This is a genomic window from Trichocoleus sp. DQ-A2, assembly GCF_039961915.1.
Lineage (GTDB): Bacteria > Cyanobacteriota > Cyanobacteriia > Cyanobacteriales > FACHB-T130 > FACHB-T130.
Map to the genome: position 1 here is coordinate 132,658 of NZ_JAMPKD010000014.1, position 24,053 is coordinate 156,710.

20 protein-coding genes and 1 pseudogene are annotated in these 24,053 nt (G+C 45.8%); 7 read left to right on the top strand and 14 right to left on the bottom strand.

Going from position 1 to position 24,053, the window contains the following annotated elements; translation table 11 throughout:
- Nucleotides 1–10: 10 nt before the first annotated feature.
- From NC997_RS15950 to NC997_RS15960, 3 genes are all read right to left on the bottom strand, one after another.
- Nucleotides 11–1,555 carry a GH3 auxin-responsive promoter family protein gene (locus NC997_RS15950; protein ID WP_190530019.1) on the bottom strand — a complete coding sequence of 515 codons (1,545 nt, stop codon included), beginning with the start codon at nt 1,553–1,555 and terminating at the stop codon, nt 11–13.
- Between the two features lie 144 nt (nt 1,556–1,699).
- Nucleotides 1,700–2,308: an acyl transferase gene (locus NC997_RS15955; protein WP_190413385.1), complete on the bottom strand. Its 609-nt coding sequence runs from the start codon at nt 2,306–2,308 to the stop codon at nt 1,700–1,702.
- Nucleotides 2,309–2,367: 59 nt separating this feature from the next.
- A complete protein-coding gene (locus NC997_RS15960; protein ID WP_190529970.1) occupies nt 2,368–3,099 on the bottom strand; it encodes a sterol desaturase family protein in 732 nt (243 codons plus the stop codon).
- A 139-nt stretch (nt 3,100–3,238) separates the two neighbouring features.
- Here NC997_RS15960 and NC997_RS15965 point away from each other — a divergent pair, with 139 nt between their 5' ends.
- Nucleotides 3,239–3,424, top strand: a complete 186-nt coding sequence (locus NC997_RS15965; protein WP_190413389.1) for a hypothetical protein — start codon at nt 3,239–3,241, stop codon at nt 3,422–3,424.
- 33 nt (nt 3,425–3,457) lie between these two features.
- Here the strand turns inward: NC997_RS15965 and NC997_RS15970 are convergent, their stop codons facing one another.
- The 7 genes and pseudogenes from NC997_RS15970 to NC997_RS16000 form a co-directional block, all read right to left on the bottom strand.
- Nucleotides 3,458–4,480 carry a Rieske 2Fe-2S domain-containing protein gene (locus tag NC997_RS15970; protein WP_190435634.1) on the bottom strand — a complete coding sequence of 341 codons (1,023 nt, stop codon included), beginning with the start codon at nt 4,478–4,480 and terminating at the stop codon, nt 3,458–3,460.
- A 55-nt stretch (nt 4,481–4,535) separates the two neighbouring features.
- Nucleotides 4,536–4,835 carry a 2Fe-2S iron-sulfur cluster-binding protein gene (locus NC997_RS15975; protein WP_190435637.1) on the bottom strand — a complete coding sequence of 100 codons (300 nt, stop codon included), beginning with the start codon at nt 4,833–4,835 and terminating at the stop codon, nt 4,536–4,538.
- A 158-nt stretch (nt 4,836–4,993) separates the two neighbouring features.
- Nucleotides 4,994–6,001, bottom strand: coding sequence for an aromatic ring-hydroxylating dioxygenase subunit alpha (locus tag NC997_RS15980; protein ID WP_190529972.1), 1,008 nt, complete (start codon nt 5,999–6,001; stop codon nt 4,994–4,996).
- 125 nt (nt 6,002–6,126) lie between these two features.
- Nucleotides 6,127–7,329: a P-aminobenzoate N-oxygenase AurF gene (locus NC997_RS15985; RefSeq protein ID WP_199306308.1), complete on the bottom strand. Its 1,203-nt coding sequence runs from the start codon at nt 7,327–7,329 to the stop codon at nt 6,127–6,129.
- A 29-nt stretch (nt 7,330–7,358) separates the two neighbouring features.
- Nucleotides 7,359–8,276 carry a ferritin-like domain-containing protein gene (locus NC997_RS15990; RefSeq protein WP_190529974.1) on the bottom strand — a complete coding sequence of 306 codons (918 nt, stop codon included), beginning with the start codon at nt 8,274–8,276 and terminating at the stop codon, nt 7,359–7,361.
- A complete protein-coding gene (locus NC997_RS15995) occupies nt 8,273–9,121 on the bottom strand; it encodes an SDR family oxidoreductase (RefSeq protein ID WP_190529976.1) in 849 nt (282 codons plus the stop codon). The genes NC997_RS15990 and NC997_RS15995 overlap by 4 nt, the downstream gene beginning before the upstream one ends.
- A 254-nt stretch (nt 9,122–9,375) precedes the next feature.
- Nucleotides 9,376–10,392, bottom strand: a pseudogene (locus tag NC997_RS16000) (aromatic ring-hydroxylating dioxygenase subunit alpha); the annotation flags it as partial.
- A gap of 524 nt (nt 10,393–10,916) precedes the next feature.
- Here NC997_RS16000 and NC997_RS16005 point away from each other — a divergent pair.
- Entirely contained in the window at nt 10,917–12,386 is a 1,470-nt protein-coding gene (locus tag NC997_RS16005; protein WP_190529980.1) for a hypothetical protein, read from the top strand.
- A 160-nt stretch (nt 12,387–12,546) separates the two neighbouring features.
- Here the strand turns inward: NC997_RS16005 and NC997_RS16010 are convergent, their stop codons facing one another.
- Together NC997_RS16010 and NC997_RS16015 are read right to left on the bottom strand one after the other, a co-directional pair.
- Complete coding sequence (locus NC997_RS16010; RefSeq protein ID WP_190529982.1) at nt 12,547–14,178, bottom strand: cyclic peptide export ABC transporter; 1,632 nt, start codon at nt 14,176–14,178, stop codon at nt 12,547–12,549.
- A 105-nt stretch (nt 14,179–14,283) separates the two neighbouring features.
- Nucleotides 14,284–16,023, bottom strand: coding sequence for a phospholipase D-like domain-containing protein (locus NC997_RS16015; protein WP_348257806.1), 1,740 nt, complete (start codon nt 16,021–16,023; stop codon nt 14,284–14,286).
- Nucleotides 16,024–16,319: 296 nt separating this feature from the next.
- On the opposite strand from NC997_RS16015, the gene NC997_RS16020 reads away from it, so the two are divergent.
- The 3 genes from NC997_RS16020 to NC997_RS16030 all read left to right on the top strand — a co-directional run bounded on the left by NC997_RS16020 (nt 16,320) and on the right by NC997_RS16030 (nt 18,951).
- Nucleotides 16,320–16,700 carry a hypothetical protein gene (locus NC997_RS16020; protein WP_190413403.1) on the top strand — a complete coding sequence of 127 codons (381 nt, stop codon included), beginning with the start codon at nt 16,320–16,322 and terminating at the stop codon, nt 16,698–16,700.
- 66 nt (nt 16,701–16,766) lie between these two features.
- On the top strand, nt 16,767–17,957 hold the full coding sequence (locus NC997_RS16025) for a cysteine desulfurase family protein (RefSeq protein ID WP_190529984.1): 1,191 nt from the start codon (nt 16,767–16,769) through the stop codon (nt 17,955–17,957).
- A gap of 241 nt (nt 17,958–18,198) precedes the next feature.
- Complete coding sequence (locus tag NC997_RS16030) at nt 18,199–18,951, top strand: DUF1995 family protein (RefSeq protein ID WP_190529986.1); 753 nt, start codon at nt 18,199–18,201, stop codon at nt 18,949–18,951.
- Here the strand turns inward: NC997_RS16030 and NC997_RS16035 are convergent.
- Entirely contained in the window at nt 18,948–21,458 is a 2,511-nt protein-coding gene (locus NC997_RS16035) for a diguanylate cyclase (protein WP_190529988.1), read from the bottom strand. The genes NC997_RS16030 and NC997_RS16035 overlap by 4 nt on opposite strands.
- A 118-nt stretch (nt 21,459–21,576) precedes the next feature.
- Nucleotides 21,577–21,741 carry a hypothetical protein gene (locus NC997_RS16040; protein ID WP_190529990.1) on the bottom strand — a complete coding sequence of 55 codons (165 nt, stop codon included), beginning with the start codon at nt 21,739–21,741 and terminating at the stop codon, nt 21,577–21,579.
- Nucleotides 21,742–22,066: 325 nt separating this feature from the next.
- On the opposite strand from NC997_RS16040, the gene NC997_RS16045 reads away from it, so the two are divergent.
- On the top strand, nt 22,067–23,479 hold the full coding sequence (locus NC997_RS16045; protein ID WP_190529992.1) for an adenylate/guanylate cyclase domain-containing protein: 1,413 nt from the start codon (nt 22,067–22,069) through the stop codon (nt 23,477–23,479).
- 15 nt (nt 23,480–23,494) lie between these two features.
- The gene (locus NC997_RS16050) at nt 23,495–23,881 is read left to right on the top strand and encodes a response regulator (protein WP_190413421.1); all 387 of its coding nucleotides are present in this window, start codon (nt 23,495–23,497) and stop codon (nt 23,879–23,881) included.
- The last annotated feature ends 172 nt before the right edge of the window (nt 23,882–24,053 follow it).

A 24,053-nucleotide genomic window follows, 5' to 3' on the forward strand; every position in this document is an offset into this window, starting at 1 on the left:
AGAGAAGATGTCAGCGAAAACAATTGTTCTGAGAGGCTTTTTCTAGTTCGACGAGTAATTCTTCCTCAAGGGGTGCGATCGCTAACAGAGGATGTTTCAAGTCTCCCCATTTCTTGCCAGCTCGCATCCCATACAGGGTGAGAATTTCCGGGATTTGTCTTGAGACCAGCACCCGCGCTGGAGCCAGCTGTCCTAAAAGTCGAGCTTGTCGATACTGGTGCGATCGCATCAAAGCATCATCTAATCGTTGCGCGATCGCATCGGGTGATTCTTTGGCAGTGTCGAGCAAAAGAATATAACGATCCACCGGCTTTCTGACAGGCACCAAACTCTTGAAAAACGTTTTTTCTAGCGCCAAATCCTCAATGACAGAACGCACGAATTCAGAATGCAGCTTCTCACCCACGAGATCGCTTGTCGCCTGATTTCTCCCCAAAAATTCCAGACACGGCGTTCCTTGATAAAAGTGGCTGACGCGCACGCGATCGCCAATTCGGTAGCGATATAATCCCCCTTTCTGAGAAATAATTATCTCGTAGTCAATCCCCGCCACAATCTCGTGGAGTCGGTGGATTTTCCCCTCTCCATCCTCAAACTCAAAGAACACCTGATCGAGCATCGGGACGCATCCCTTTGCCTCAATTAGGGGAATCGTCATCGGTGCTTCGGTGGCGAGGAGTCCTTTTCCCTGCACCATGACACCCGGAAACAGCGATCGCAAAAATCCTGCACCATCCGCAGCATTCGCGCTATCCCAGCAGGAAATAAGCTTCAATTCTTGCCAAAGCAGCTTCCACGGAATCTCTGGCTCCAAGAGGAGTTTAGAGCGCTTTGCTGACATTTTGTTTTTGAGTTCTTTCCACAGTCGTACTCGATGCGTCTGGATGTAGTCGAGTTGTACGCGAAGGAAACTTGGACTCCAAATCGAGATAACTTCCAGATTTTCTTCGAGTAGGAGCGCGTGGGCAAGTTTCTCCTTGAATTCCTCTGCATTGCGAAGGCGATTCAATCCGGGAGGAGAAACCAGAAAAGGACGAAGAAATAACATTAACCATTCGTCCAGATACTCCGAATCATCCTCCAATCCGACGGGAATGCTATTTGGGCTTGCAGTATCAAGCCGGGGAGAGATGCAGAAGTATATCTTACCCGTAGAAAATCCTGGGCCATGCTGAATCAGATCATGTGCCCAAACACAGAACATCTGGTTAAAGGTAGCTCGAAGAGATTTGGTGTAAGGAATGGATTTTGCCGAGCCACTACTTCCGGAAGTCTTTTCGTAAAAGAGAATCGATTCTGGTGTCAAGATTGGCTGCTGGGTTGTTTTTTGCCGCTCGATCCACTCTTTGAGATCGTCGTAGTTAACAATCGGAATGCGATGCCAATCTGCAACCGATCGGATACCTAAAAATTTGCCATATTCACTCTTGGCAAGATTGTCTACAATTTCCTCTTGAACGGATTGCTGCGTTCTTTCAGGATTTTCTAGTGCTTGCAAGAAGCCCTTGGCGTAGGGGGAAAGAAGTTGTCCGAAAAGCTTGACAATAGGGCGCATCATATCAAATTTGTTTGGGGGATTAATTTGGAACCTCACCCCCAGCCCCTCTCCGTTGACGGAGAGGGGAGCCGGAAGTCAAGAGGGGCTTCGGGAGTCAAAAAGGGAGCCGGAGGCGGTGTGTTCGTTGTCTCAGGTTGGATATCACTTGAATTTCTTGTTGGGATAAATGTGGGTCGCAACCGGAACGTAGGTTCCTTCCTCAACTACAACTCCGGGGCCAATGTGATTCCAGGCTCCTAGGAAGACATTGCTGCCGATTTTCACTTTTTTGACATACAGCATCAAGTCCTGTTTTCTAGGTTTGATGATGTGGGGGTAGATGCCTACTCCGTGACCGAAAACTGCGCGATCGCCTACCTCAATCAGTCCGCGATCGGCAATTTCTAACTGTGGCGTCCAGTAAACGCTTTTACCAATCTTGGCTCCCCACAGTCTCAGCCATAGAGAAAAAGCACCGGGAATCAGGCGTAGCAGAGTTTCCAGCGCTGGAAACGCAATGTAGATAACTTGGATTTGGTGACTTCCCCACCAGGGTGAATACTCTTTGCTGCCTAGATAGCTGATCCCTTCCTTGACTGGGTAAAAACGCTCGTGGAGGCGATACACCAACAGGGGAAACCCGTACAGAGAAAGGAAAAGAGCCGAGATGCTGAAGATTCCTGGAAAGAAGCAGATCCCCAGAAAAGACGCGATCGCAATCAGGATAACTAAGGCGGGAAAACAGGAGAGGATTGTGCCGAGGAAAGTCATAGTGAAATTAAAAATGCTTGCATTAAAAATGAAGAAACCAATTTTTTAATTTTTAGTTGCTAATTCTTCCAAGGCCACAGTAGCTTCTGAGTTAAGGTGAGGTTGATTTTGACCCCCAAAGAATCCGGTACGCGATCGCTTTTGTAATACGTTCCGTGCATCCAATCCCAAAGCTTAAAGTTGGCTCCGTAATTGCCACAAACTGAGCTACTCGCATGGTGCCAAGCATGATCTTGAGGTAGTATCAGCAAAGTCGATAACCAGCGATACAGCGAAGAGTTTGGTGTTGGAGTTATGGTGCTGTGACGCCACAAGTCTAAAGCTGAGCTAAGACTGACACCGGCGATGTACCATGTGGGATCTTGCAGCAGATAAATAAATAGAGCGTGAACCCATAAGTAGACGATCAAAAAGCTCGTCCACAGAGTATTTCTAGAAGTAGACAAGACATTCATTTCGGTGCTGGTATGATGAACCGCGTGGAGAGACCAGAGCCACCGATTATGTAGCAAGCGATGGTTCCAGTAGTAGATGTAATCCACAAACACGAAGCTCAGCAAGAATGCCGCGACTGGAGGCAGAGCAAGCAAGGCGCGATCGCTGGGTAGAAGATAGTGGTACAGATGGTAAACTACTGTGAGCTGAAGAATTGGGATGAGAACACCCTGAAAAAACAGACCAACAGCATCTAAAATCCAGTCCTCATAGGTTCTCATTCGCAAGGCGGTAAAACTGCGCTGATTCGCCACAGTCAGCGTCATTAAGACCGCAAAAGTCAAGAATACTCCCATCGCTAATCACTCAATTTAGGGAATGTTGCCTGATATTGAATTCGTTTGAATCTTCATTATTTAGAACCTCACCCCCAACCCCTTTCCGTTAACGGAGAGGGGTACCGGAGGCGGGGTGAGGTTCTTCGACGAATTTGAGATGACTTCCGAAAAAACGCGATCGCTCTCTTATAGTTCCCAATCCAAAATTCAAAATCGGATTGGGAGCATCTCAATTGTGAAAATTTGCACAGAACCCCCCTTATCTCCCATTAACGGAGGGAAGTACGATCTCTCCCTTCCCGTTAACGGGGTGGGTTGGGGTGGGGTTCCGGATGCCAAGTGATGTTTTTACAAGCATTGATATACTTCCACCGAATTAAACCCAGAAGGTTACTTGAACAGACTTATCCAAGAGAGTTCTAGGATCTTCTCCTGCTTCAATCTTGCTCCGAATCGATTCAACTAGGACGTGGATTGTGTCAGCTGGCGTATTGGCAAACTGGGTGCCGTACTTTTCGATTACCTCTTGCTGAATACCAAGCGCTTCCACATCCTGACGGATAATATATTGGGCAGTCCAGCGAACAAACGGACGCGCAATCTTGTTCCAAATGCCGTAGTTAAAAGTGACGTCGGTATAGACGAGAGTAGAGTCCTCCGCTTCCGGAATCGATTGGCTAGTAATAAAAAGCCTTCTTTTCGGTGCCATATCGTATTCCACGCTGGTAACGTTTGGCATATGAAAGCTATCTGTGTGCCGGATCTCGTAACCTTTCCGATTTAGAAAGCGGGTATACCAGCCGAGATTTGTCGTTTCGTTGCGGTATTCTGCGAAAACTGAGCCGTCTCGCCTCTCTACCATCATTTCCAGCTTTTGCTTGCGAGAGGTGCGAAATACCCCAGGGTGAACCGAGGCGGTGTGAGGAATATCGATAAAATTTTCCGCACAGTTGGTAACGTTGTTCCGAAAACGGTTAATAACCCGTACCGTCTCCCATCCAGGCTTTCCGTAGTAAGGCATTTGAAAAGGCTCAAACTCCTCACTCGGCTTTTGTGCCAGCCTCACATAGACGTATCCATCCTGCTCTCTAGTGTCATAATGCTGAGTGCGACGAGCATGAGTCACCTTAAAATCTTCTCCCTCTGCGGGGACAGCGACTACCTTCCCAGTTTTGTCGTAAACCCAGCCGTGGTAGGGACATTGGAGCATTCCCTGACAGACTTTTCCTTTAGAGAGACGGCTATTTCTGTGCATACAGCGATCGCGCAATGCCACTGGTTTTCCGTCATCTCCTCGAAAAACTGCCAGCCATTCCCCCAAAACCGTGCGTTCTAGCACAGTATTCGGCTTTAGTTGTTCGCTGAGTGCCACAACATACCAGAAATCTTCAAATTTCACTAATCCTCCACAATAAATTAAAAATTAACAATAAGAAATAGAAGATTTTTTGGCTTCATTCTTTATTATCAAAAGCAAAGATTTCAAGGTCACTGCTGAGATCCAACTGACAAGCCAACCTTACTTGATTATTTCCTGGCGCTAGAGTTTCCAACACCTCCTTTTCATCTTCACTTGGAGCAGGAATCTTCCCTTTTATAACTACAAGGCACGTCCCACAAATCCCGGTACGACATCCAAAGAGTACCGGAGAATTTTGCACCGTCAGATGCTCCGAAAGATTAGAGTGCTTCTCCAAGGTTAGGGGAGAATAATCTGTCCCTGGAAAGCGGATGATACAGCATTGCTCATTCATATTTAATTCAAAATTTGGGATTAAAGCTTAATTTGATAACAATAAAAATAATAACTAACCTCTTCTTTCTCTTCTTCTTCCTTCGCGTACTTCGCGTCCTTGGCGGTTCGTAAACAAAATGTTGTTGTAGCTAACAAAGTTACTATATTTAAAACCGTTTATTTTGTAATATTAAAATCTTTAGACCATAGAGAAACTTTAAGTTGATTCACATAATGCATATACTTAACCAATGGCGTATCAATACTCAGAAGTGCGTTGGGATTATAACGAATATTGTCATAAATTTGCCCATCTTCCCCTTTCAAGGCATAGTATGCTAGACGTGTGAATAAGAGTAATAGTTGCGTCACCAACCACCCAAACATTCCTTTTCTTTTCTCTGCTACATAAATCGGTTGAATGCGGGTTCTTCCAGGCGCAACTGGAGTATAGGCATAGATCATGTGCAGTGAAGGAAAAAGCCGAACATTCTTCATCATCGTCAAAAGTCCGATGCAGCCATCGGCATATCTCATAGAATACTCATAAGTATCGCCGACAATTTTTCGTCCCAGCCGTTCTCTCCGAGTCGTTTTAGGAAACTCCCCTTGAAGGGTAAAATCTATCACATTGCCAGATTGATTCTGATGCAAGGATAGATTCATATTGATATCTACTTTGTGAACAGTTTGTAAATGTTGAGCATCAATGCCATTCATCATACAAATGTGATGATGACAATTCCGCTCAAATGCTTTGTCGTATACTGTTACAATTGACTTGCCTTTAAGTTCATCAAATTCTGCTACACCTTCTGGTGCTTTTGAATCTGGATACACCCAAATCAAACCGTATTTTTCATCAGTAGCATAAGATTGAAGGCGAGCTTTTTCAGGAATCGCCGATTGACAGGGAATATCTTGGCAATTGCCTTCTCCATCGAACGCCCAATGATGAAAGAAACAGCGCATGAGATTTCCATCAACGCGCCCAATTCCTAAATCGGTTCCCAGGTGAGGACAATAAGCATCTAAAGCGCGAACTTTCCCATTTTGTCCGCGAAAGACAACAATTTTTTGTCCGCATATTTCCAAGGATGTTGCTTTGCCTTGAGGAAGTTCTCGGCTAGGGCAAGCAATATACCAGCCTTTGGCAACAACATCCCAATTGTTAAATATTTTCATTTTCAAAAGGGGTTGCGTGTTTAGATTTTGAGACTCGTTCATATGAAAAAGTAGGAAATATGCACGGTTATTTGTCAAGTCAGTAATGGGTAAAATTTTTCATAAGCCCAATTACCAATTACCAATTACCAATTACCAATTGCCTTCTTTTGAGTAGCGAGGTACTGGGGAATAGAATTAGCAGCCATGATGGACATCTCCCGGTTACTTGCCCAAGCGTAGTCAACTTTTTCGAGGTAAACTTTGTAGGAATCCATCGCTTCTGTACGGGTTTTGTAGCTGAGGTGCAGCCCTTCAGATTCCTCTGTGAAGCACAATCGCATCATTTCTTTGGCTTCTGGGTCGCTCATTCCAAAAATAGGCGATCGCAATACCTCGTAAATCGCCGAATAGAGGGCGGGGTCGTACCAAAAGATACCGTTAATCGCGACTGAAAAATGATAGTGATCTCTCTGACAGCCGCGTATCCCCAAGTTGGCCACTAACTTCTCGAAAGCAGTTGGCGGCTTAAGACACTTCACCACGTTATGGGAAAGAATCGTAGAGCTGTTAAAGTGAAAACTCTCATCCATGAAGTGATAAAAGGAAATTTTCGAGGGAATGGGAGCGTTTTCTGAGTTGGGATGTTTTTGGTAGTAGTTGCTGAGCTTATGCTGCACCAGCTTACCGTTTAACGTCCGGATACCCCGTACGGTGAAGTATTGGCAAGCGAGGAAAGTATTGCCTGCTGAGAGCATTCCAAAGCTTTGCAACTGGAGTTTTTTCCACCACGTCTTGAGAGCGTTGGTGTCAGCAAAAATCATTGTCTCTGCAAACGGCCCGCGCATAGGATAGCTGAAGACGCGCTTGCCAAAAAGCTGTGTTTCCACCTCGCTAGAGATTTTTCGGAAGGCGCTGATATGTGCCCTTTCCTGAGCAGATTCTAAGTCGAGCGTATCGCAAACTAGGCGGAAGTCTTCCTGGGCGTAAAGTCCGGCGGCGCTAGTCTGATTAAAGTAAATCGTGGCAATTTCTGCGGAAACGATCTGCGAATAGTAAGCCACCCAATAAAGTTGGTTTAAGATTACTCTTTGGCTTACGCTCGCTTGTTCCCACAGCGGAGTTCCGTAGAGTAAGGAAAATTCTTCCGGATTCCAATACTCATCTTTGCAGTCTTCATATCGGAAAGATGCTGCGGCTTCGTCGAGCAGTTGCGTATGATCCTGCTGTTTATTGCGCGTGTGGTTGATCTGAAGCTTGCGATAGACTTTTGAGTTCTCTAGAAGGGTATTGCCTTTCGGTTCGTTAATCTGAAGTTGTTGGTAAACCTTTGGGTCTTCTAGAAGCATGTTGTCTTTGGGTTCGTTTAGTGTTTTATTCATACGCATTTTTCTGCGGGGAAAGGCTGGAACGCCCCCCGATCCTCTAGTTCTTGAACGATAATTCCCGCCTCTTCTCCCCGCATCAGGGAACGCAGGAGATTGAGACGGATTCCGCTATGAGTCTCTGTGTCGAGTTCCTGGAAGATATTCAGCTTTTGTTGGCGGGACAAATGACCCTTCACTTGCTCAATGGCAGTGACGACGCTTTGAGGCCCTACCCGAACCATCTGCAAAAATAGGGCTAGGGTTTCGATGATGGTTGCTTGACTCGCTTGGGAGACAGACATCTGGTTGAACAGAGTGACTCCGGTGCCGTGGTGACGGCTCTCGTCTTGCAAAAATCCCTCAAGTATTGCAGCCATTTGAGGATTTACACAGTCTTTGGCGAGGCTTCTGTAATGGCTCAAACCCCAACCCTCTAGCACTACCTGAAGCACAAATAGCAGGACTGTTTTATCCTGGGTTTCCACCAAATCTGCCAGGAAGCGTAAGAAGGGGTCGTCTGTCCCCACGAGGTCTTTTTCCGGCAAAAAGCGACTAATCTGGGCAAGGTGAGTCACTTCGTCGGAGCTGAAGAGTGCGTAGAGCATTCGCTCCTCGGTGGTTTCTGCCAGCAGCACCATTTTTGCCATGTAACCGACTCCGGCTTTTTCGATGAAATAGGCTTCTTCTAGAAGCCCGCTACTGCATCGCCGCAGGATTTCTGCTTGCTCTTGTTGGCTAGAATCTTGGAAAATCTTGACTTTCTCAAGACCAAAGTGAGCGGCGTCCCAGTAGGAATTGCTCATAAATTCTGGGGAAATCGGATCGTCACCCAGCCGACTCTTCAAGGCTGAGGAGAGTACGCGATGCAGCTTGTCGTCAGATGGGATATGGGGCAAATCGAAGCCTGCTGTTTTTTGGTATTGATTCATCGGCTTTGTCTCCCCATAAATAGCCGTCGATAAATCATTTTTGATAACGGTAGGCGCAACCTATCTGGCAAGATTTGTTGATAAATATGGGTAAAATGGGCATCCCAGCCGACTCGACGGCGGAGTTGGCGATCGCTTCCTTCGGCAATATCAGCAACCCGTTTGGCGACCAGATGCGTATTATCCTGAGCCGTTGAGATAACTCGCTGATTCAACCTCCGGTAGTTTTCCGTCTGGATTCGATAAGTTTCAGCGTTCCCTTCCCCCCAGCTCATATTCTTGCCATTGTTCGTCGTCTTGCTGGCTCCAGGTTCTACCAAGGCGACACGAACCCCGTGGGACTCAAGCTCGTAATAAAGACTCTCTGCTAAGCCTTCCAGAGCATACTTGCTAGCGCAATGAGCCGAGGTTAAGGGAAAGCCGGTAAAGCCGAAGGTGGAGGAGATAAAAATCAGGGTTCCCTGCACTTCCCGAATCAACGGAAGCAACGCGCGAGTCAGGAACACGCCACCGAAGAAATTTACCTCAAATTGACGGCGGATTTGCTCCTCGCTCAAATCCTCCAAAGCGCCGTAGAACCTGTAGCCTGCATTATTTACCAAACAATCCAGCCGCCCTCTTTGGCGAACTGCTTCAACTACGGCATCTCGTTGGCTGGATTCGGTGATTTCCAGGCTGAGAATCGTCAAGCGATCGCTATATTTTTCTATGGATTCCGCGAGGATTTCCCGTCGATGCGGTGCGTTCCGCATCGTCCCGATGACGTGCCAACCCCGCCGAAGAAACTCATCAACCATAGCCCGACCAAAGCCGGACGAACAGCCTGTAATCAATACAGAACTCATCTCGCCTCCGTGGTTAGGGAGACAGGACTGAGTGCTGAGGACTGAGGGCTGAGTGCTGAGGAGGGAGGACTGAGGACTGAGGAGGGAGGACTGAGGACTGAGGAAGAATTCTCCTTTACCTCTCGGCTTCCCTGACCTTCTGCTGCGAGAATTGGGGAGTCCTGCACCTCCTTTCCTTGCAGGGAATGGGGTTGGGGGGTTAGGACTGCCTTATCCAAATCATATTGCCGCTGCTCCTCCTCCGGCAAAGCCGCCTCCCAAGTTCCCCAAGCGATCGCTTTCTGTTTCTCGACGTGCTGGATGAACTGGATAATCGACTTGTCCTCTTTCGTCGGAGTCTGAAAGTCAAACTTAATCGTTTGGAAAACTTGGGTGTCTCCTTTGGCAAAGTAATTCCCCACCATCTTCGTCAGCCAAAGTACGATTCGGTTAAACATCCAGCCGAGTACACCCGGACGCTTCTTAGTAATTAATAAAGTCTGTCCTTCAGTTTTTCCGGCTTCGGTGAGGCGAAGGGCAAACATGATGTAGAAATGGAGGAAGTCTGGCCCAAGTGTCACAGTGCCAGTGCTGCCGTACCAGTAGCACATACTATAAGTAACTTCATTTTTATATAAGGGGCGGATTAGTTTTACAAACAGAGATTCGTCCCCTCCCCGCGTGGTGTTACTGAAGGCGATCGCGTTTTCGTCTTCCTGCTTCTCAAACACAATTTTCAGTGGCAGGTTGTGAACGGTATTGAAGTGTTGGGCGTCGATAGCGTTGATCATCACCACATTGGGGTGACAGTTCTTCACGAAGCAAGACGCGATCGCCGCATCGCATTCTTCATCTTTGAGTTCTGGAGGACACGGCAAAGGCTGTCGTGGCGCTTCTCCAGTCCAAACCCACACCATCCCGTACTTTTCCGCCGTAGGCCAACTTTGCACCTTTGCTGGAAGCGGCTTTTCCAAACACGGAATATCGATACACTTCCCCACTTGGTCATACTTCCAATTGTGGAAAAAACAGCGAATTCCGTTGCCTTCGACTTTTCCTTCGGCAAGGTGTGCGCCCATGTGCGGGCAATATGCATCAAGAGCGATCGCTTTCCCATCCTTGCCCCGATAAATCGCCAGTTCCCTTCCCAAAAGGGTTACAGGCTTCACCTCACCCACCTTGAGATTGTGAGAGGGAATAGCCCAATACCATCCCTCAATAAAGCGATCGGGATTGTTAAAAGTTTGGGTTTTGCGAAGAGAATTAGACGCTTGCAAATTAAGATTCACCATAATTTATATAGTAGTAACGTTCAAAACTTCACGCCTGCGTGAATGTGCCGATCTAGAAAGCTTGACATAGGGAAGTTTCCCCCCTCCATCCACCCCTAAAATTAGTTTGGATTTCCTATTTCTTTATTACACTAAGAATTCGCAAAGCTCTGGAATCTATGACTTAATTTAGTAAATTTTTGTTTCGAGTTAATTCTTGATTTATTAACATCTATAGCAGCCCTGAATGGTTCGTGAAGGCGAGATACCCGACTTCTCTAAAAAGTTGTGTATCTGAACCGCTGGTATATCACGACTCAAATAAGATTCCCCTAAAAATTTGTTTGCCCTTTATTAGGTCTTATAGGAATCTGCGTTTAAGGTTGCAAATGTAAAAAACCGTCATTTATTAACTAATATGTATACGTAAAAATAAATTGTCCATCCATAATTTACTAATAAATTATTCTATTCACTCTTTCCTTCGTATACTTCGCACCTTTGCGGCTTGTAAAAAAAGTTTACAACTTCCTTAGCACTACCCTATGAAGTTTCAATCATTTATAAAAAAATCTTTAGGCTCAAAAAGATTAGCTGAAAAAATATATCAACGTGCCCAACGAGGCGTACCCGCTTACAAACAGTTTTTAGAAACTCAAGGAATTAAAGCACGAGTTCCATTTAACAAGCTACCTTTGTCAGACAAAAAATCCTACGCCTTAGCTTATCCATTTGAGGAACTACTAGCGGATGATGCCGATAAAATTTATGCGATCGCTCGTTCTTCCGGATCATCCGGAAACTCATTTTATTGGCCTATTCTAAAATCAAATAGCCGTTTTGTCGGTCTTAAAACCCGGATATTTCTGGAACGAACCTTTGCTGTACACAAGAAAAAAACGCTGGCAATTGTTGGACTTAGCTTAGGAAGTTCTCTCGGAGGAGTATCGTTTTCCTGGGCGTTAAATAATATGGCAGCGAATACGCCTTATCCTTTCTGGGTATTCTGTCCAGGTATACAGCAAGATGATATTATCGAGATGATCTGCAAGATGAACCCATTTGTAGATCAGATTATTTTATTGATTGTACCATCTGCGATCGCGCATCTTCATCTAAAGGCAAGTGAGCAAAAGCGATCGCTTCCATTAGAAAAATTAAGATACATCGTAATTGGTGAACCTTTTCCAGAAAGTATCCGCACTTCTTTGCAAAATCGGGCGGGGATAGCAGAAGATATTCCATTTATGTTTTCCATGTACGCCAGCGCCGATACTGGGGGACTGGGAACTGAATCTCTCGCTTCGATCGCTTTGCGAAAACTACTGTATCGTAACCAGAAACTTGCTAATTCGCTAGGTCTAGAATCTCCCATTCCTCACTTCTTTCATTTCATTGCTTCTGACACTTTTGTGGAACTTGTTGATGGTCACTTTTGCGTAACTCGTTGGCAAGGAATTCCGCTAGTGCGCTACATTCTCTACGACCGTGTTGCGTTATATAATTGGAGGAAATTAAGAAAAGCAATTCTTATTTCGGACAAGCTAGATTCTCAGGATGAAGCTTTAGTTAAGATTATTGCAAAATCTAGCCCTTGGCTTCCAAATATTTTAGCAGTCACGGGTCGCTCAGATAGTTGTTTAATTCTTTTAGGGACTAATCTGACCGAATATATGTTGGATGCAGCGGTAAAATGCGAAGAACTCAATGATATTCTCACCGGACTATACCGCGCCCGAATTCTTTATGAAGAAGACCAACAGTATCTAGAGTTCGATTTAGAAGTTCGGCAAGGTGTCACCTCCGATGAAGCAGTAAGCGATCGCGTCTATTACTCTTTAGTAAAAACCTTAGGGCAAGTTCAACCCGAATTTCTTGATGATTGGAAGCGCGTTTTTAGCGCTTGGGACAACGTTCCGAATAAACGTATTCTACGGCTGAATTTCTTACCTTGGCCTAATTTATCTCAGAACACAGAAAAAACTATTAAACAAAGAGGTATTGTCACAGGATAAATAAGCCAATATAGTAATTGGTAATTATAAAATAAAATTTCAAAATCACCTTTTATTCACAAAAAAAATCAATTCTCCCCTGCTATTTTCCCCTCCCCGTTAACGGGGAGGGCTGAGATGGGGTTCCGAATTACAAGTAAGGGTTTAAGAAAAAATCTCATCAACCATGTAAGCTTTTATCATATTGCACTTTCCCATAATCCAACTTCACAATCCGATCGGCAACTTCAAAATAGCGGTCATCGTGAGTAACAACCAGAACCGTCTTCCCTCTACTTTTTAACTCTGGCAACAGTTGCGTGTAAAAAACTTCCTTGAATACTGGGTCTTGGTCTGACGCCCATTCGTCAAATATATAAATAGGACGATCTTCCAAATACGCCGTTAATAAAGCAAGACGCTTGCGCTGTCCTTGGGATAAAGCAGTAGTGGAAAGAATACCGTCTTTTACCTGCACTTTACGATCTAATTCCAGCTTTTCTAAATACTTTTGGGTTTGGTCAGTTAGTGATGGAGTGTCTAATCCTAGAAGACGGTTGAAGAGATAGAAGTCAGAGAAAACAACTGAAAACTGTTGGCGATACCACTCGCGATTTTTATCTGTAATCGCTTTACCGTCAAACTGAATTTCTCCCGATTCTGGAATATAAAGTCCAACTAGCAGCTTCACAAGAGTAGATTTGCCACTCCCATTACCACCGACAATAAACACTAATTCTCCACGATGAAAAGTTACGTCGAGTGGCCCTAGAATGAAGCGATGTTCTTCCCGTTCCCCACGGTAAGCATGAGTCACCCCCACTAATTTTAAAGAACTCCACTCAAATTGTGAATCTAGGGTCGTCGTCAGATGCTCTTCAGTTCTCTGGGCTACCAACGATAAGCCAAGCGATTCAATCTTATCTAAAGCAACATTCGCTCTACTTAAATCGGGAAGAGTGTTTAAAATCCCCCGCAACGGAGTAATCATAAAGATGATCGTTAAGGCATAGCCGGATAGAACGGCAACAGGAATATTTCTTAGCAGGGGTAAACCAAAAATCACTAACCCAATGGGAACGAAGAATAGCAGTAGCCCCCAACTTCCAGCAAAAGCGAAAATACTCATCGCCGCAACTCGGTAATGGCGCGAAGACGCAGCGGCAGACTGGAGGTCTTGAGAGAGAAACGCTTGGCGTCTAGAGTGGTGCAGCTTGAGTTCCTTCGTCCCCTCCGTGGTAGTCCGGAAATGTTCGTATAACCTGTCTCGCACTTCACGGGAAAGCTTGAAAGAATCCCTACCCTTCGTCATCAGTAAAGTATGACTAAAGATTCCCAACACCATGAAGCCTAGGATGAAAAAGAATAGAGGCACAGATAGCCAGCTCAAATAGAGCAGGCACCCCACTAAAATGGCGAGATTTACAAATAGTCCAGAAACGGAAATAGAGGCACTAGAAATTACCTCAATATCTTCTGTGAGGGTCGCTAGAAGCCGGGAGGAACCAATTTCTTCTAAATGACGCAAGGGACAAGCCAGAATGCGTTGATTTAAGAGCATTCGCAGATTGAAGATGACCTCCTCTGCTAATCGGGCAATCAGGACTTGGGACGCAGTCATGGTCACAAACAGAAGAAAGCACAAACTAACAAAGCTCCAAGCCAGGGTCGTTGTTGGTAGTTGAATATCTCTTAAGGTGAGGTTAATCAGGGCTATTAGACCCGCACTACTCCCACCACTGAGAAGACCCGTCAATGCAGCCAAAATGACTGTTACCCAAGAATTTTTGAGGAGAAGGCGGATTAGCTTCATGGCATAACACCCCAGTACATTAAGACCAGCACTATCCTGTCAGATGCTAGTCCAATTGTCGTTAGCGTCGGCAAATTGTCCCGATCCGGAAAGAAGGAGCAGTTGCTACCAAGTCACGCGATCGCTTAATTTTTCGAGCAAGCTGGGGCCAACTCCTGGCACTTTGTCAAGGTCTTGTAACGAGGTAAAAGATTTCTGCTGACGCGCCTCAATAATGCGTTGCGCTAATTTTGGCCCGACTCCGGGCAATGCCTCGATTTCTTCTTGAGTTGCAGTATTGAGGTTGACCAGATAGGGACCGGACTTAGGGCTAGGAATCGAGGATTGAGGAGAATTAGAGAGACTTTTCGGTGGTTGCGCCTTTTGGATCGGAAGTTTGGCTTTTGGATTGGCAGTTGGAGTGGTTTGGGAGGGTTGAGAAGCTGTTGTTTGCTGGGAACATTGTTTCTGTTGTGCCTGTATTTTCTGCCCAATCCCATCAGGAACACCTAACACAGCATTCTTATAAAGGCGGTCAAATTCGCGCTCATAATGGGCAGCAACAGTCGGACTTTCAATGACTAACACCGTCTCATCATTGCCGCTATTGGCGGCTTCTGACCAGTTGTGGGAGCCAGTGATGACGTTTTTTTTATCCACTACCCCAAATTTGTGATGCAATAAATCGCCCTTTGGCAGCACAGGCACGCCAACTGTGGTAATCGGTTCTTGCCAGGGGCGATTATCAGCTTCATACTTGCATTGATTGCCCAAGGCAAGTCCCATCATGTCCAACGCTTCGCTGTAGGGACGATAGACAAAATCGGGGTCGATTAAAGCCCTTACCTGCACCCCATTTTGATGGTCGGTTTCTAGAATATTCACTAAATGCTGATCGGAGAAGACAAACAACGCCATATCAACACTTTGGGCGGCGGTACTTAAGGTTTTGCCAATTAAGCCGTTACTGGTTTGATTCCAGGGTTGAGTGGTCGAAGTTGGGGAAAACTGGACGGTGACGGTGGTATTGACCAACTTGACTTGCTGTGGGGGTCGATAGGGCTTTTTGATGCCAAATTTACTATCAGGGTTGCCTCCTGGCCCATCGCCCCACATCACGTTAAACTCTTGGGTGAAAAGGGTTGCCAACTCCGGACTATCGATTTTTAGCAAGTTATTGGCATTGCCCAAACTGCTAGGCTTGGCAAAATCACCGTGAATATCCGACGTTGTAAAGTTAGCGGAAGTCACGATAAGTTTTGCGTTATCGACAATCACAAATTTGTGATGCATCAGGCTGCTGCCTTTGGAACCGTCAGCGGTATCGTCAATTGTCGGAATACCCGCATTGTGTAACATGACCAAGGCATCTCCTTGGTTAATTTCCGCTGGACTGAGCTGATTATCGCCGTTGCGGTCTACTAATTTGAGAAATTCTTGATAGCGTTGCTGTTCTCGTTGCGGCAGTTTCGCCAACTCTGCGGAAGCGATCGCACTGAGAGGACGACTGTAGGTATTTTCTAAAATTACCCGAACTTTTACCCCAGCTTTCTTGCGATCCACTAGCGCCTGTGCAATCTTCGGTAAGCGCAACTCCTGCACCGCCACATCAACGCTGGATTTCGCAGACGCGATCGCATCGACAATCTGTTGCTCTAAATCATCTCCCTGTCGTCGTTGCTGGCGATACGGCTCAGTATATTCTGCCGTTTGGGCGTGGTTGAAATATACCTGAACAAAAGGATCTTGCGGCAGAGGCGTGAGACGGGAATTCTGCGACTGCACTCGCTGACACGCGCCGAGAGTTAGCGCCAGCAGTAACGTGAAGCCCAGACGGATTGTCGGCGGGGAAAAAAGAAGATGCACGGGAAGTTGGATTCGCTGATAGATAAGAGAGGATAGGCGAACTCGCCATCCCTTTTTTACGTCATCGAAGCATAAATTTCTTTCATCACCCACACGATAACCTGACGGATTCGTGGTGTCATCACCGATTTTTCGTCAGCAAGCGAAAACGATTCTCAAAGACTTGCCCCTCTTGCATTAACATAAACTGCAAGCGGACAAAATATTCGATCTTGTCCAACCGCCCACGGCGGAGAGTTTCCACAGGATAAAAGCTTTGTGGGGGTGGGAGGCACCAAGCCACACCACTATTTTTTATGCCAACCAGAAAAAAAACGTTTTCGTGCGGTCACAAAGGTCATGGTCAAACCTGCCATCGCTGCGTTCAAGAACGCGCCACCTGGATTCAAAGAAAACAGGAAAAACAGGAGTGGGAAGAATCTTTTTCACTCGATCCGATTAATTTAAGACATCTTCCCGCTCATTTGGTAGTGAAGGCGCGTGCCATCATCGCTAGATTGGAGGGTAGCCGGAACTATATCGAATTTCGGGGCAAGCGGATGCGCCACAACCGCTTGATTATTAGTATCCCTTTGAGCCGCGACTACCGGATGATTTGCCGCGACTGCGGGACAAAGCTGGTGCCAGAAGAAGTCATGTCTCACGAAGAATATAACGTCTGTAAACCGGGTAGTTAGGTGAGAGACGCTCTAGCGAGAGGCGCTATATGCTGAAAGAAGAGACAGCCTGTCGCTTAATCAACCATGCAAATTTATCTGGATTATAGTGCTACTACGCCCACTCGCCCAGAAGCGATCGCAACCATGCAAACTGTCCTCACCCAGCAGTGGGGCAATCCTTCCAGCTTGCACGAGTGGGGGCAACGGGCAGCAACGGTTCTGGAACTGGCAAGAATTCAGGTCGCTGGACTCATTAACGCACCGGCTGAGTCGATTATCTTCACTTCTGGCGGCACCGAGGCAGACAATCTGGCGATTATGGGGGTTGCCCGCAGCTACAGGACGCCCCAGCATATCATTATCTCCAGCGTCGAGCATTCAGCCGTGTCAGAACCGGCGCGTTTATTAGAGTTGTGGGGTTGGCAGGTGACGCGGTTGCCGGTAGATACTAAAGGGAGGGTGAATCCCACCGATTTAGAAAAGGCACTGCAACCGAATACAGTCTTAGTTTCGATTATTTACGGGCAAAGCGAAGTCGGCACGCTGCAACCGATTGAGGAATTGGGCAAGATTGCCCACTCCCACGGGGTGTTGTTTCACACTGATGCCGTCCAAGTGGCTGGGCGCTTGCCGATTGACGTGCAGCAGCTGCCGGTGGATATGCTTTCTCTTTCCAGCCACAAAATCTATGGCATTCAGGGCGCGGGTGCGGTTTATGTCCGCCCTGGTGTAGAGTTAGCGCCCTTATTGTGCGGGGGAGGGCAAGAAATAAAACTGCGTTCCGGAACTCAGGCTGTTCCTGTCATTGCTGGTTTTGGCGTGGCGGCTGAGTTAGCGGCGCAAGAATTGGGAACAGAGACACCGAGATTGATAAAATTGCGCGATCGCTTATTTTCCCATTTAGCGGATGTTCCCCACCTCATCCCTACTGGCGACAGACTTCATCGGCTACCCCACCACGTCAGTTTCAGCTTCATCGGTGAAAGTGAAAAAGTCACCGGAAAAACCTTGGTGCGGCAGATGAACCTAGCTGGAATTGCCATCAGTGCGGGTTCCGCCTGTCACAGCGGCAAACTCAGCCCCAGCCCCATCTTGCTGGCAATGGGATACAGCGATGCAGTTGCCTTGGGAGGCATTCGCTTCACTCTGGGACGGGACACAGAGGAAGCTGATGTAGACTGGGCGGCAATGGTGCTGAAGCAAGTTTTAGAGCGATTGATGCCTGTTTCCAAGAATAGCTTTCAGCCGGAGCGAGTTTTGAGTTTAGAATTTTGAATGCTAACGACTCACAGTAATCAGTAGGTGGGAATCATCAACGACAACATTAAACCTAATCCCCAACCTCCTTCCCGTACTGCGCGTTCCGCGCCACTTCCCTAACGGAGGCAAGCAGCAATCCCGACATAATTAAAACATTCTTTCTCTTGTCCCCTTTCCTCTTAGGAGAGGGTTAGGGAGAGGTTTTTAATCAATTTGACATTTTGGCTGAATCCACTTAAATTCAACAATTTTCGAGATGGCAGAACTTCCTAAATCACTAGAAGAAGCGATCGCGCAATCCCGTGAAGCAACCCAAGCTGCGATCGCCAATGGTTACACCCGCATCAAGGTCGAGTTAGTCTTCCCAGAACTCAAACCGATGCCCGTCGCCTTGCAATTTATCGAAGCCTTTGAGGAGATGGCATCGGAGTTGAAAGTTTTCTTTCCCGACGCCGGGGCAGCTGCCCTTGCCCGCCGCGACTGGGGACAAGTACCCTTTAAAATTACAGATATTGGCAGTAGCCGAGCGTCGGTAGATGAGAAAATTCACCCAGAAGATCGGGTTTTCTTGTTCGTTGAACCTTCCGCAGTAGAAGTCTTGCAAGTGGAAAAACTGTGCGAAGCAGCAGGCGATCGCCCGGTTGTTCTCCTCAACCCTAATCTAGAAGACGCCGCTATTATTGGCATTGGCTACGCGGGACGACAATTGCGCGATCGCTTCCTGACTACCCTGGAATCTAGCTACTATCTCAGACCCCTCGACGGTGCTGCGGTGCTTCGCTGCTACCCGTCCCCCTGGCAAGTTTGGCAGGAAACCAAGGACAACTATCAGCTGATTGCCGAAGTTTCTACAAAACCCGTGGGCGAAGAACTTGACAACATCCTGGCAGGAACAACTCAGGCTAAGGACGCTGCCAATCCCAGCAACCGCAGCAGCGAAACCCCAGCGCCGAAAAAACCTGGATTGTTCACCAATTTACAACGGTTCATTCGTACCCTGAGCCGTTAATTGTGTGCGTAATAGCGATCGCGCCCTGCGGCTTTTGCCTGATAGAGGGCGGTATCTGCTGCGGAAATCAGCATTGCTGGTGAGGATTCTAAAGTCGGAACTACACTAGCAATGCCTAAACTGAGCGCGATCTGCTGACTGGCTTGAGAATTAACGTGCGCGATCGCTAACGCCTTCACTTCAGCGCGGATTTGCTCAGCAACTCGGATTGCTCCCTCAACTACGGTATACGGCAAAATTATCGCAAATTCTTCTCCGCCGTAACGAGCTACTAAATCCGTCGAACGCTTCACTGCACGCCGAATCGCACTCGCCACTGCCTTTAAACATTCATCTCCCGCTTGATGACCGTAAGTATCGTTATAGAGTTTAAAAAAATCGATATCGCCCAAAATTAATGATAAGGGTGCTTGCTCTCGCACCAGCCGCTGCCACTCACTATTCAGATACTGGTCAAAGCAACGGCGATTCGCTACCTGAGTCAAGCCATCTAAAACGGCAAGGCGCTGCAACTCCTGATTCGCTTCCTCCAACTGTTGATAAAGTTGGGCTTGTTTAATCGCGATTCCCGCCTGTGTTGCTAATTCTTGGAGTAAATTAATCTCTAGCTGCTGCCACTGTCGCGGTTGCGAACAATGATGAGCAATCAATAATCCCCACAAATCCTCCCCTTGGAGGATGGGAACCACCAAGTTTGCTCTCACCTGAAACTGAGCCAGTAAATCAATGTGACACGGACTTATCTTTGCCGTATAAATATCTTCAATCGCTAGAATCCGACCGTTTTTGTAAGGCTCCACATAAGTTTGTGCAAAGCAATGGTCTGTCATCGTCGATCCTAAAATTGGCGTCCACCGAGAATCGACCGACTCAACTGCGATAACGCCACTCCAGTCTGGATGAAAGCGGAAAATGACTACCCGGTCGCAGGCAAGAAATTGTCGCACTTCTGTCACTGTCGTGTTGAGAATCTCCTCCAGCTTCAGAGATTGACGGATTTGGTGAGTAATTACCCGAATCAACGACTCCCGCTTTGCCTGCTGCAACAATGCCTCTTCAGTGGCTTTGCGCTGGGTGATATCCGTTACCATTCCCAGGACTCCCGCATATTTTCCCACTTGATCGAAGATGGGATTGGTAGAAACAATTGCCCATAGATCGGAGCCATCCTGACGGCAGAATTTAAAATCATGTTGTTCTTTAATTCCTTGGCGGCGACGCTCCATGAAAGCTTTTGCGATCGCGCGACCTTCGTCATCCATAAAAGCAAACAAAGGCTTGCCTAACATTTGAGCCGCTGTTAGTCCAAGCATTTGTGCCATCTGGTTATTCACAAAAGCTGTATTCCCCTCTGGATCGAGAACCCAGATCCCTTCAACGGTAGTTTCGACAATTCGACGATACCTCGCTTCGTTTTCCCGTAGTGCTTGCTCTGCCTGCTTGCGCTCGGTTAGGGAAGCAATAGAATTAGCCAAACTTTCAATCCATTTCAGGAATGAATCATTGCATTGAACGATTTCCCGATGGGCTAAACTTAAAACTCCGATCGACCGTTGGTTGACGATCATCGGCATACAAATGAAAGTTTTAATCTCTGACTGCGAGAATATTTTATTAAAGTTACTATTCTTGGCTGACTGCGAAAGATCCGTCTTCACGACAGGTTGACCCGTGCGAACCACACTCCCCGAAAGTGTCTGGTCTACTGGCACCTCAAGAACAGTTGTATCCGCAAGCAAGGGAACTCCTTTTAGCCCTGCAAACACCATCATTTGCCTTGCTTCGTCATAAAGTTCGATGGTGATAATCGGAAAACCAGTATCAATACTAATTTCTTCAACAATCTCTTGAAATGCGGCGTGAAGAGATTGAGTCCCCTGCGCGATTTCTGAAATTTTGTATAGCGTTAGCCGTTCTAGATTACACAGGGTGAGCTGATTTTCTGAGTGCTTGCACTCGGTAATATTCTGAGCTTCGGCAATCAATAAAGGTAGCGTATGCTGTGCCTCAACAAACTCTGTTTCTACCTTCAAAATCTTCAACGAAAAGTCAAAGGTGGCGACAGTATTTCCAACACCTCGCACCTCAACTTCGTAACTCACGATTTCTCCGGCTGCTGCTTGAGCGATCGCGCATTTTAAACGTTCCTGGATTTCTGGCGAAACGCTCCACCACGGCGCTTCCCAAAAAAAACAACCTATTACATCACTTGCAGTGATTCCACCAAAGTTTAGCGCCGTCTGATTGGCTTCTCGGACAATCCCGTCTGATTGCAGTAGCGCGATAAATTGGGATGTTTGATTAAAAATAGCGCGGAATCGTCTCTCACTTTCGCTTAACGCTGTTTCAAACCTTTGTCGTGAGAGAATCTCTTTTTGGAGTTGTTCCTTCGGCTGGATCGGTTGATCTATTAATGCTGCAACTAGCTCTTCAAAATGCTCTAACTGTCCGCGAGGAGTTGTTGCCTGAGAACTGTCATCCCAGGGTACTAATTGATGAGGGTTCATTTCCTACACTCCTAATACCATTGGCGCAAAAATACCCCTCTCCACAAGAACAGTAGCCAAGCGATCCCCTGAGCAAATGATGCCATACCATAGGTTTACACATCCGCCCCAAGGATCGTTAAAGAAAACATAAAATGTTATTAATCTTTCGCTGAGCGGCGGCTGAAATTTGAAGTTGAGGCGGCTGGATGGATGCGATCGCTTGGGTTAGCCCTTGGATGCAGATTTTTGTCCTAGCGCTGCTGGCTTCCTCGTAGCGGCGTTCTTGAAGAAGCGATCCCATAGGCAATCGTGGTTCAACGATTAGCGCAAACGGTGGATGTATCAAGGGAGGCACGTTTCTGAACACGAATGTAAAAAAATACTCTTTTGAATTTTCATAGTCTTGATGGGTATTCTAAGCTTAGGGTGACAAATCGGCATTAGAAACACTAGCTATGTTTCTTAAAACATTGTGATTTAAATTCTTTTCGCTAGGGAATGGCAATGTTATTTTATTCTTAAATCAGGGATTCAGCTCTCCGATTCTTCGCTAAATCGAGAATTTAGCCCTCATAAATCATTTAATGTTGCTATATTATTCCTAGCATTGGCAGACAAAAAATTTTATGACTCTAATTAGTTTAAAAAAGCTGATTTCTAAAAAAGAAATTTCTTCGCTCATCGCTGACTTAATCGAGACATTGGATAGCTCTGTAAGTATTATAGATGTCAACGGTAGTCTACTAATCGGGAATAGTATTTTTTCTTCATCAAATAAATTCCCTATACAGCTTTCAGAGGAAGTAATTGGATGGGTATTTGGCGGAGACAAAGCATCCAGTCTTGCATCGTTGCTTACCTATATAGCTGGAAAAGAGCTTGAAAAAAAGACGCTTGCCCGCGAAGTACTGGATAGATATAAAGAAATAAACCTTCTCTATAATATTTCCGGGAAACTATCAGCTTGCTTGGATCTTAAAGAGATTGCTAAATTAGTGATTGATGAAGCTAGGAGACTTATAAAAACAACCAATGCTTCAGCGATGTTACTGAATGAAAAAACAGGAAAGCTTGAAATTATTGCTGCTTTTGGTCAAGAATATCAGCATAAAACTACCCTGTTTCCAGGTGAAGGTATCGCTGGCAGCGTGTTTCATTTAGGAAACGCAGAGATAGTCAATGATGTAGAGTCAGATTCTAGATTTATTCCAGGTAATAATAAGATAAAATCTCTAATTTGCGCCCCACTTAAGACACAAAATGTAGTTCTTGGCGTGCTTAATTTGAGTAGCAAGGAATTAGTCAATTATACAGCACAAGATTTAAAACTTTTCACTGCTTTAGCATCCCAAGCCGCAGCAGCTATCGAAAACGCTCTGCTCCATGAAAATAAACTTAGAGAAGCGCGGATTAAAAGTAATTTGGAAAGATATGTTCCTGCACAAGTCGTTGAAGCTATTTTAGATCCTCAAGAAGATATTTCTTTAGTTCCTGCTAAAAAAGACATTTCCATTCTCTTTTCTGATATTAGAAACTTTACCACTAAATGCGAGGAGTTAGAACCAGAAGCAATTGTAGAATATCTGAATGAATATTTCACTCACATGGTAGAGGTGATATTTAGCCACGGGGGTACTGTGAACAAGTTTGTTGGAGATATGATTGTTGCCATGTTTGGCGCACCTTCAACTCTTGTTGATAGCGAACGACGAGCTATTGAAACAGCTATTGAGATGCAAAAACGCATAAAAACAATCCCAGTTGCTTGGATTAGGGATAATTTTCTTACCGGGATTGGAATAAGTTCGGGAGAGGTAGTTGTTGGCAACGTTGGCTCTCCACAACACATGGACTATACAGCAATAGGAGATAAAGTTAATATAGCGTCTAGGCTGCAATCTATGGCGAAGGGTGAGCAGATCCTAGTTAGTCGTTCTATTTATGAGAGTACAAAACATCTATTTGAATTTAAGGAGATTGGGAGCGTTCAAGTAAAAGGAAAAAAAGAAGCTGTAGAAGTTTTTGAAGTTCTTTATTAAATAGTAAGAAACAGAATGAATCCGAAGATATTAATTGTTGATGATGAGCCTCACATTCGACTTTTGTTAGAACAAACCCTTGAGGATCTTGAAGATGAGGGCGTGGAGTTACTAACAGCAACTAATGGTGAAGAAGCATTGGAGACAATTAAAGCGGAGAAGCCAGCTCTTGTTTTTCTCGACGTAATGATGCCTAAAATGAATGGATTTGATGTATGTAATGCGGTTAAAAATGAACTAGATATTAAGGACGTTTACATTATCATGTTGACTGCTAAGGGGCAAGAATTTGATAAGCAGAAGGGAAATGAAGTAGGGGCGGATATGTATATGACAAAGCCTTTCGATCCAGATGAGGTAGTGGCAAAAGCATCGAATATTCTAGAAATTGAGAGAGCTTAATTTTGTGAATAGATGTAGTTGAACTATATAAGTGTAGGTAGGTGTAGCCTGGGCGGTAGCGATCGCGCTATCAGAGCGCCTTGCCGTAGCCCGTACTTTGGGCTTAGGAAAAGAAAAAGATGTAGGATTGCCATAGCACAGTAGTAACTGTAATCAAGCTTTTTGCAAAAAT

Bases quoted from the DNA above. Each gene is read 5' to 3' on its own strand.
- NC997_RS15950 (WP_190530019.1), bottom strand. From the start codon at position 1,555: ATGCGCCCTATTGTCAAGCTTTTCGGACAACTTCTTTCCCCCTACGCC.
- NC997_RS15955 (WP_190413385.1), bottom strand. From the start codon at position 2,308: ATGACTTTCCTCGGCACAATCCTCTCCTGTTTTCCCGCCTTAGTTATC.
- NC997_RS15960 (WP_190529970.1), bottom strand. From the start codon at position 3,099: ATGGGAGTATTCTTGACTTTTGCGGTCTTAATGACGCTGACTGTGGCG.
- NC997_RS15965 (WP_190413389.1), top strand. From the start codon at position 3,239: ATGACTTCCGAAAAAACGCGATCGCTCTCTTATAGTTCCCAATCCAAA.
- NC997_RS15975 (WP_190435637.1), bottom strand. From the start codon at position 4,835: ATGAATGAGCAATGCTGTATCATCCGCTTTCCAGGGACAGATTATTCT.
- NC997_RS15980 (WP_190529972.1), bottom strand. From the start codon at position 6,001: ATGAAAATATTTAACAATTGGGATGTTGTTGCCAAAGGCTGGTATATT.
- NC997_RS15985 (WP_199306308.1), bottom strand. From the start codon at position 7,329: ATGCTTCTAGAAGACCCAAAGGTTTACCAACAACTTCAGATTAACGAA.
- NC997_RS15990 (WP_190529974.1), bottom strand. From the start codon at position 8,276: ATGAATCAATACCAAAAAACAGCAGGCTTCGATTTGCCCCATATCCCA.
- NC997_RS15995 (WP_190529976.1), bottom strand. From the start codon at position 9,121: ATGAGTTCTGTATTGATTACAGGCTGTTCGTCCGGCTTTGGTCGGGCT.
- NC997_RS16005 (WP_190529980.1), top strand. From the start codon at position 10,917: ATGAAGTTTCAATCATTTATAAAAAAATCTTTAGGCTCAAAAAGATTA.
- NC997_RS16010 (WP_190529982.1), bottom strand. From the start codon at position 14,178: ATGAAGCTAATCCGCCTTCTCCTCAAAAATTCTTGGGTAACAGTCATT.
- NC997_RS16020 (WP_190413403.1), top strand. From the start codon at position 16,320: ATGCCAACCAGAAAAAAAACGTTTTCGTGCGGTCACAAAGGTCATGGT.
- NC997_RS16025 (WP_190529984.1), top strand. From the start codon at position 16,767: ATGCAAATTTATCTGGATTATAGTGCTACTACGCCCACTCGCCCAGAA.
- NC997_RS16030 (WP_190529986.1), top strand. From the start codon at position 18,199: ATGGCAGAACTTCCTAAATCACTAGAAGAAGCGATCGCGCAATCCCGT.
- NC997_RS16035 (WP_190529988.1), bottom strand. From the start codon at position 21,458: ATGAACCCTCATCAATTAGTACCCTGGGATGACAGTTCTCAGGCAACA.
- NC997_RS16040 (WP_190529990.1), bottom strand. From the start codon at position 21,741: ATGGGATCGCTTCTTCAAGAACGCCGCTACGAGGAAGCCAGCAGCGCT.
- NC997_RS16045 (WP_190529992.1), top strand. From the start codon at position 22,067: ATGACTCTAATTAGTTTAAAAAAGCTGATTTCTAAAAAAGAAATTTCT.
- NC997_RS16050 (WP_190413421.1), top strand. From the start codon at position 23,495: ATGAATCCGAAGATATTAATTGTTGATGATGAGCCTCACATTCGACTT.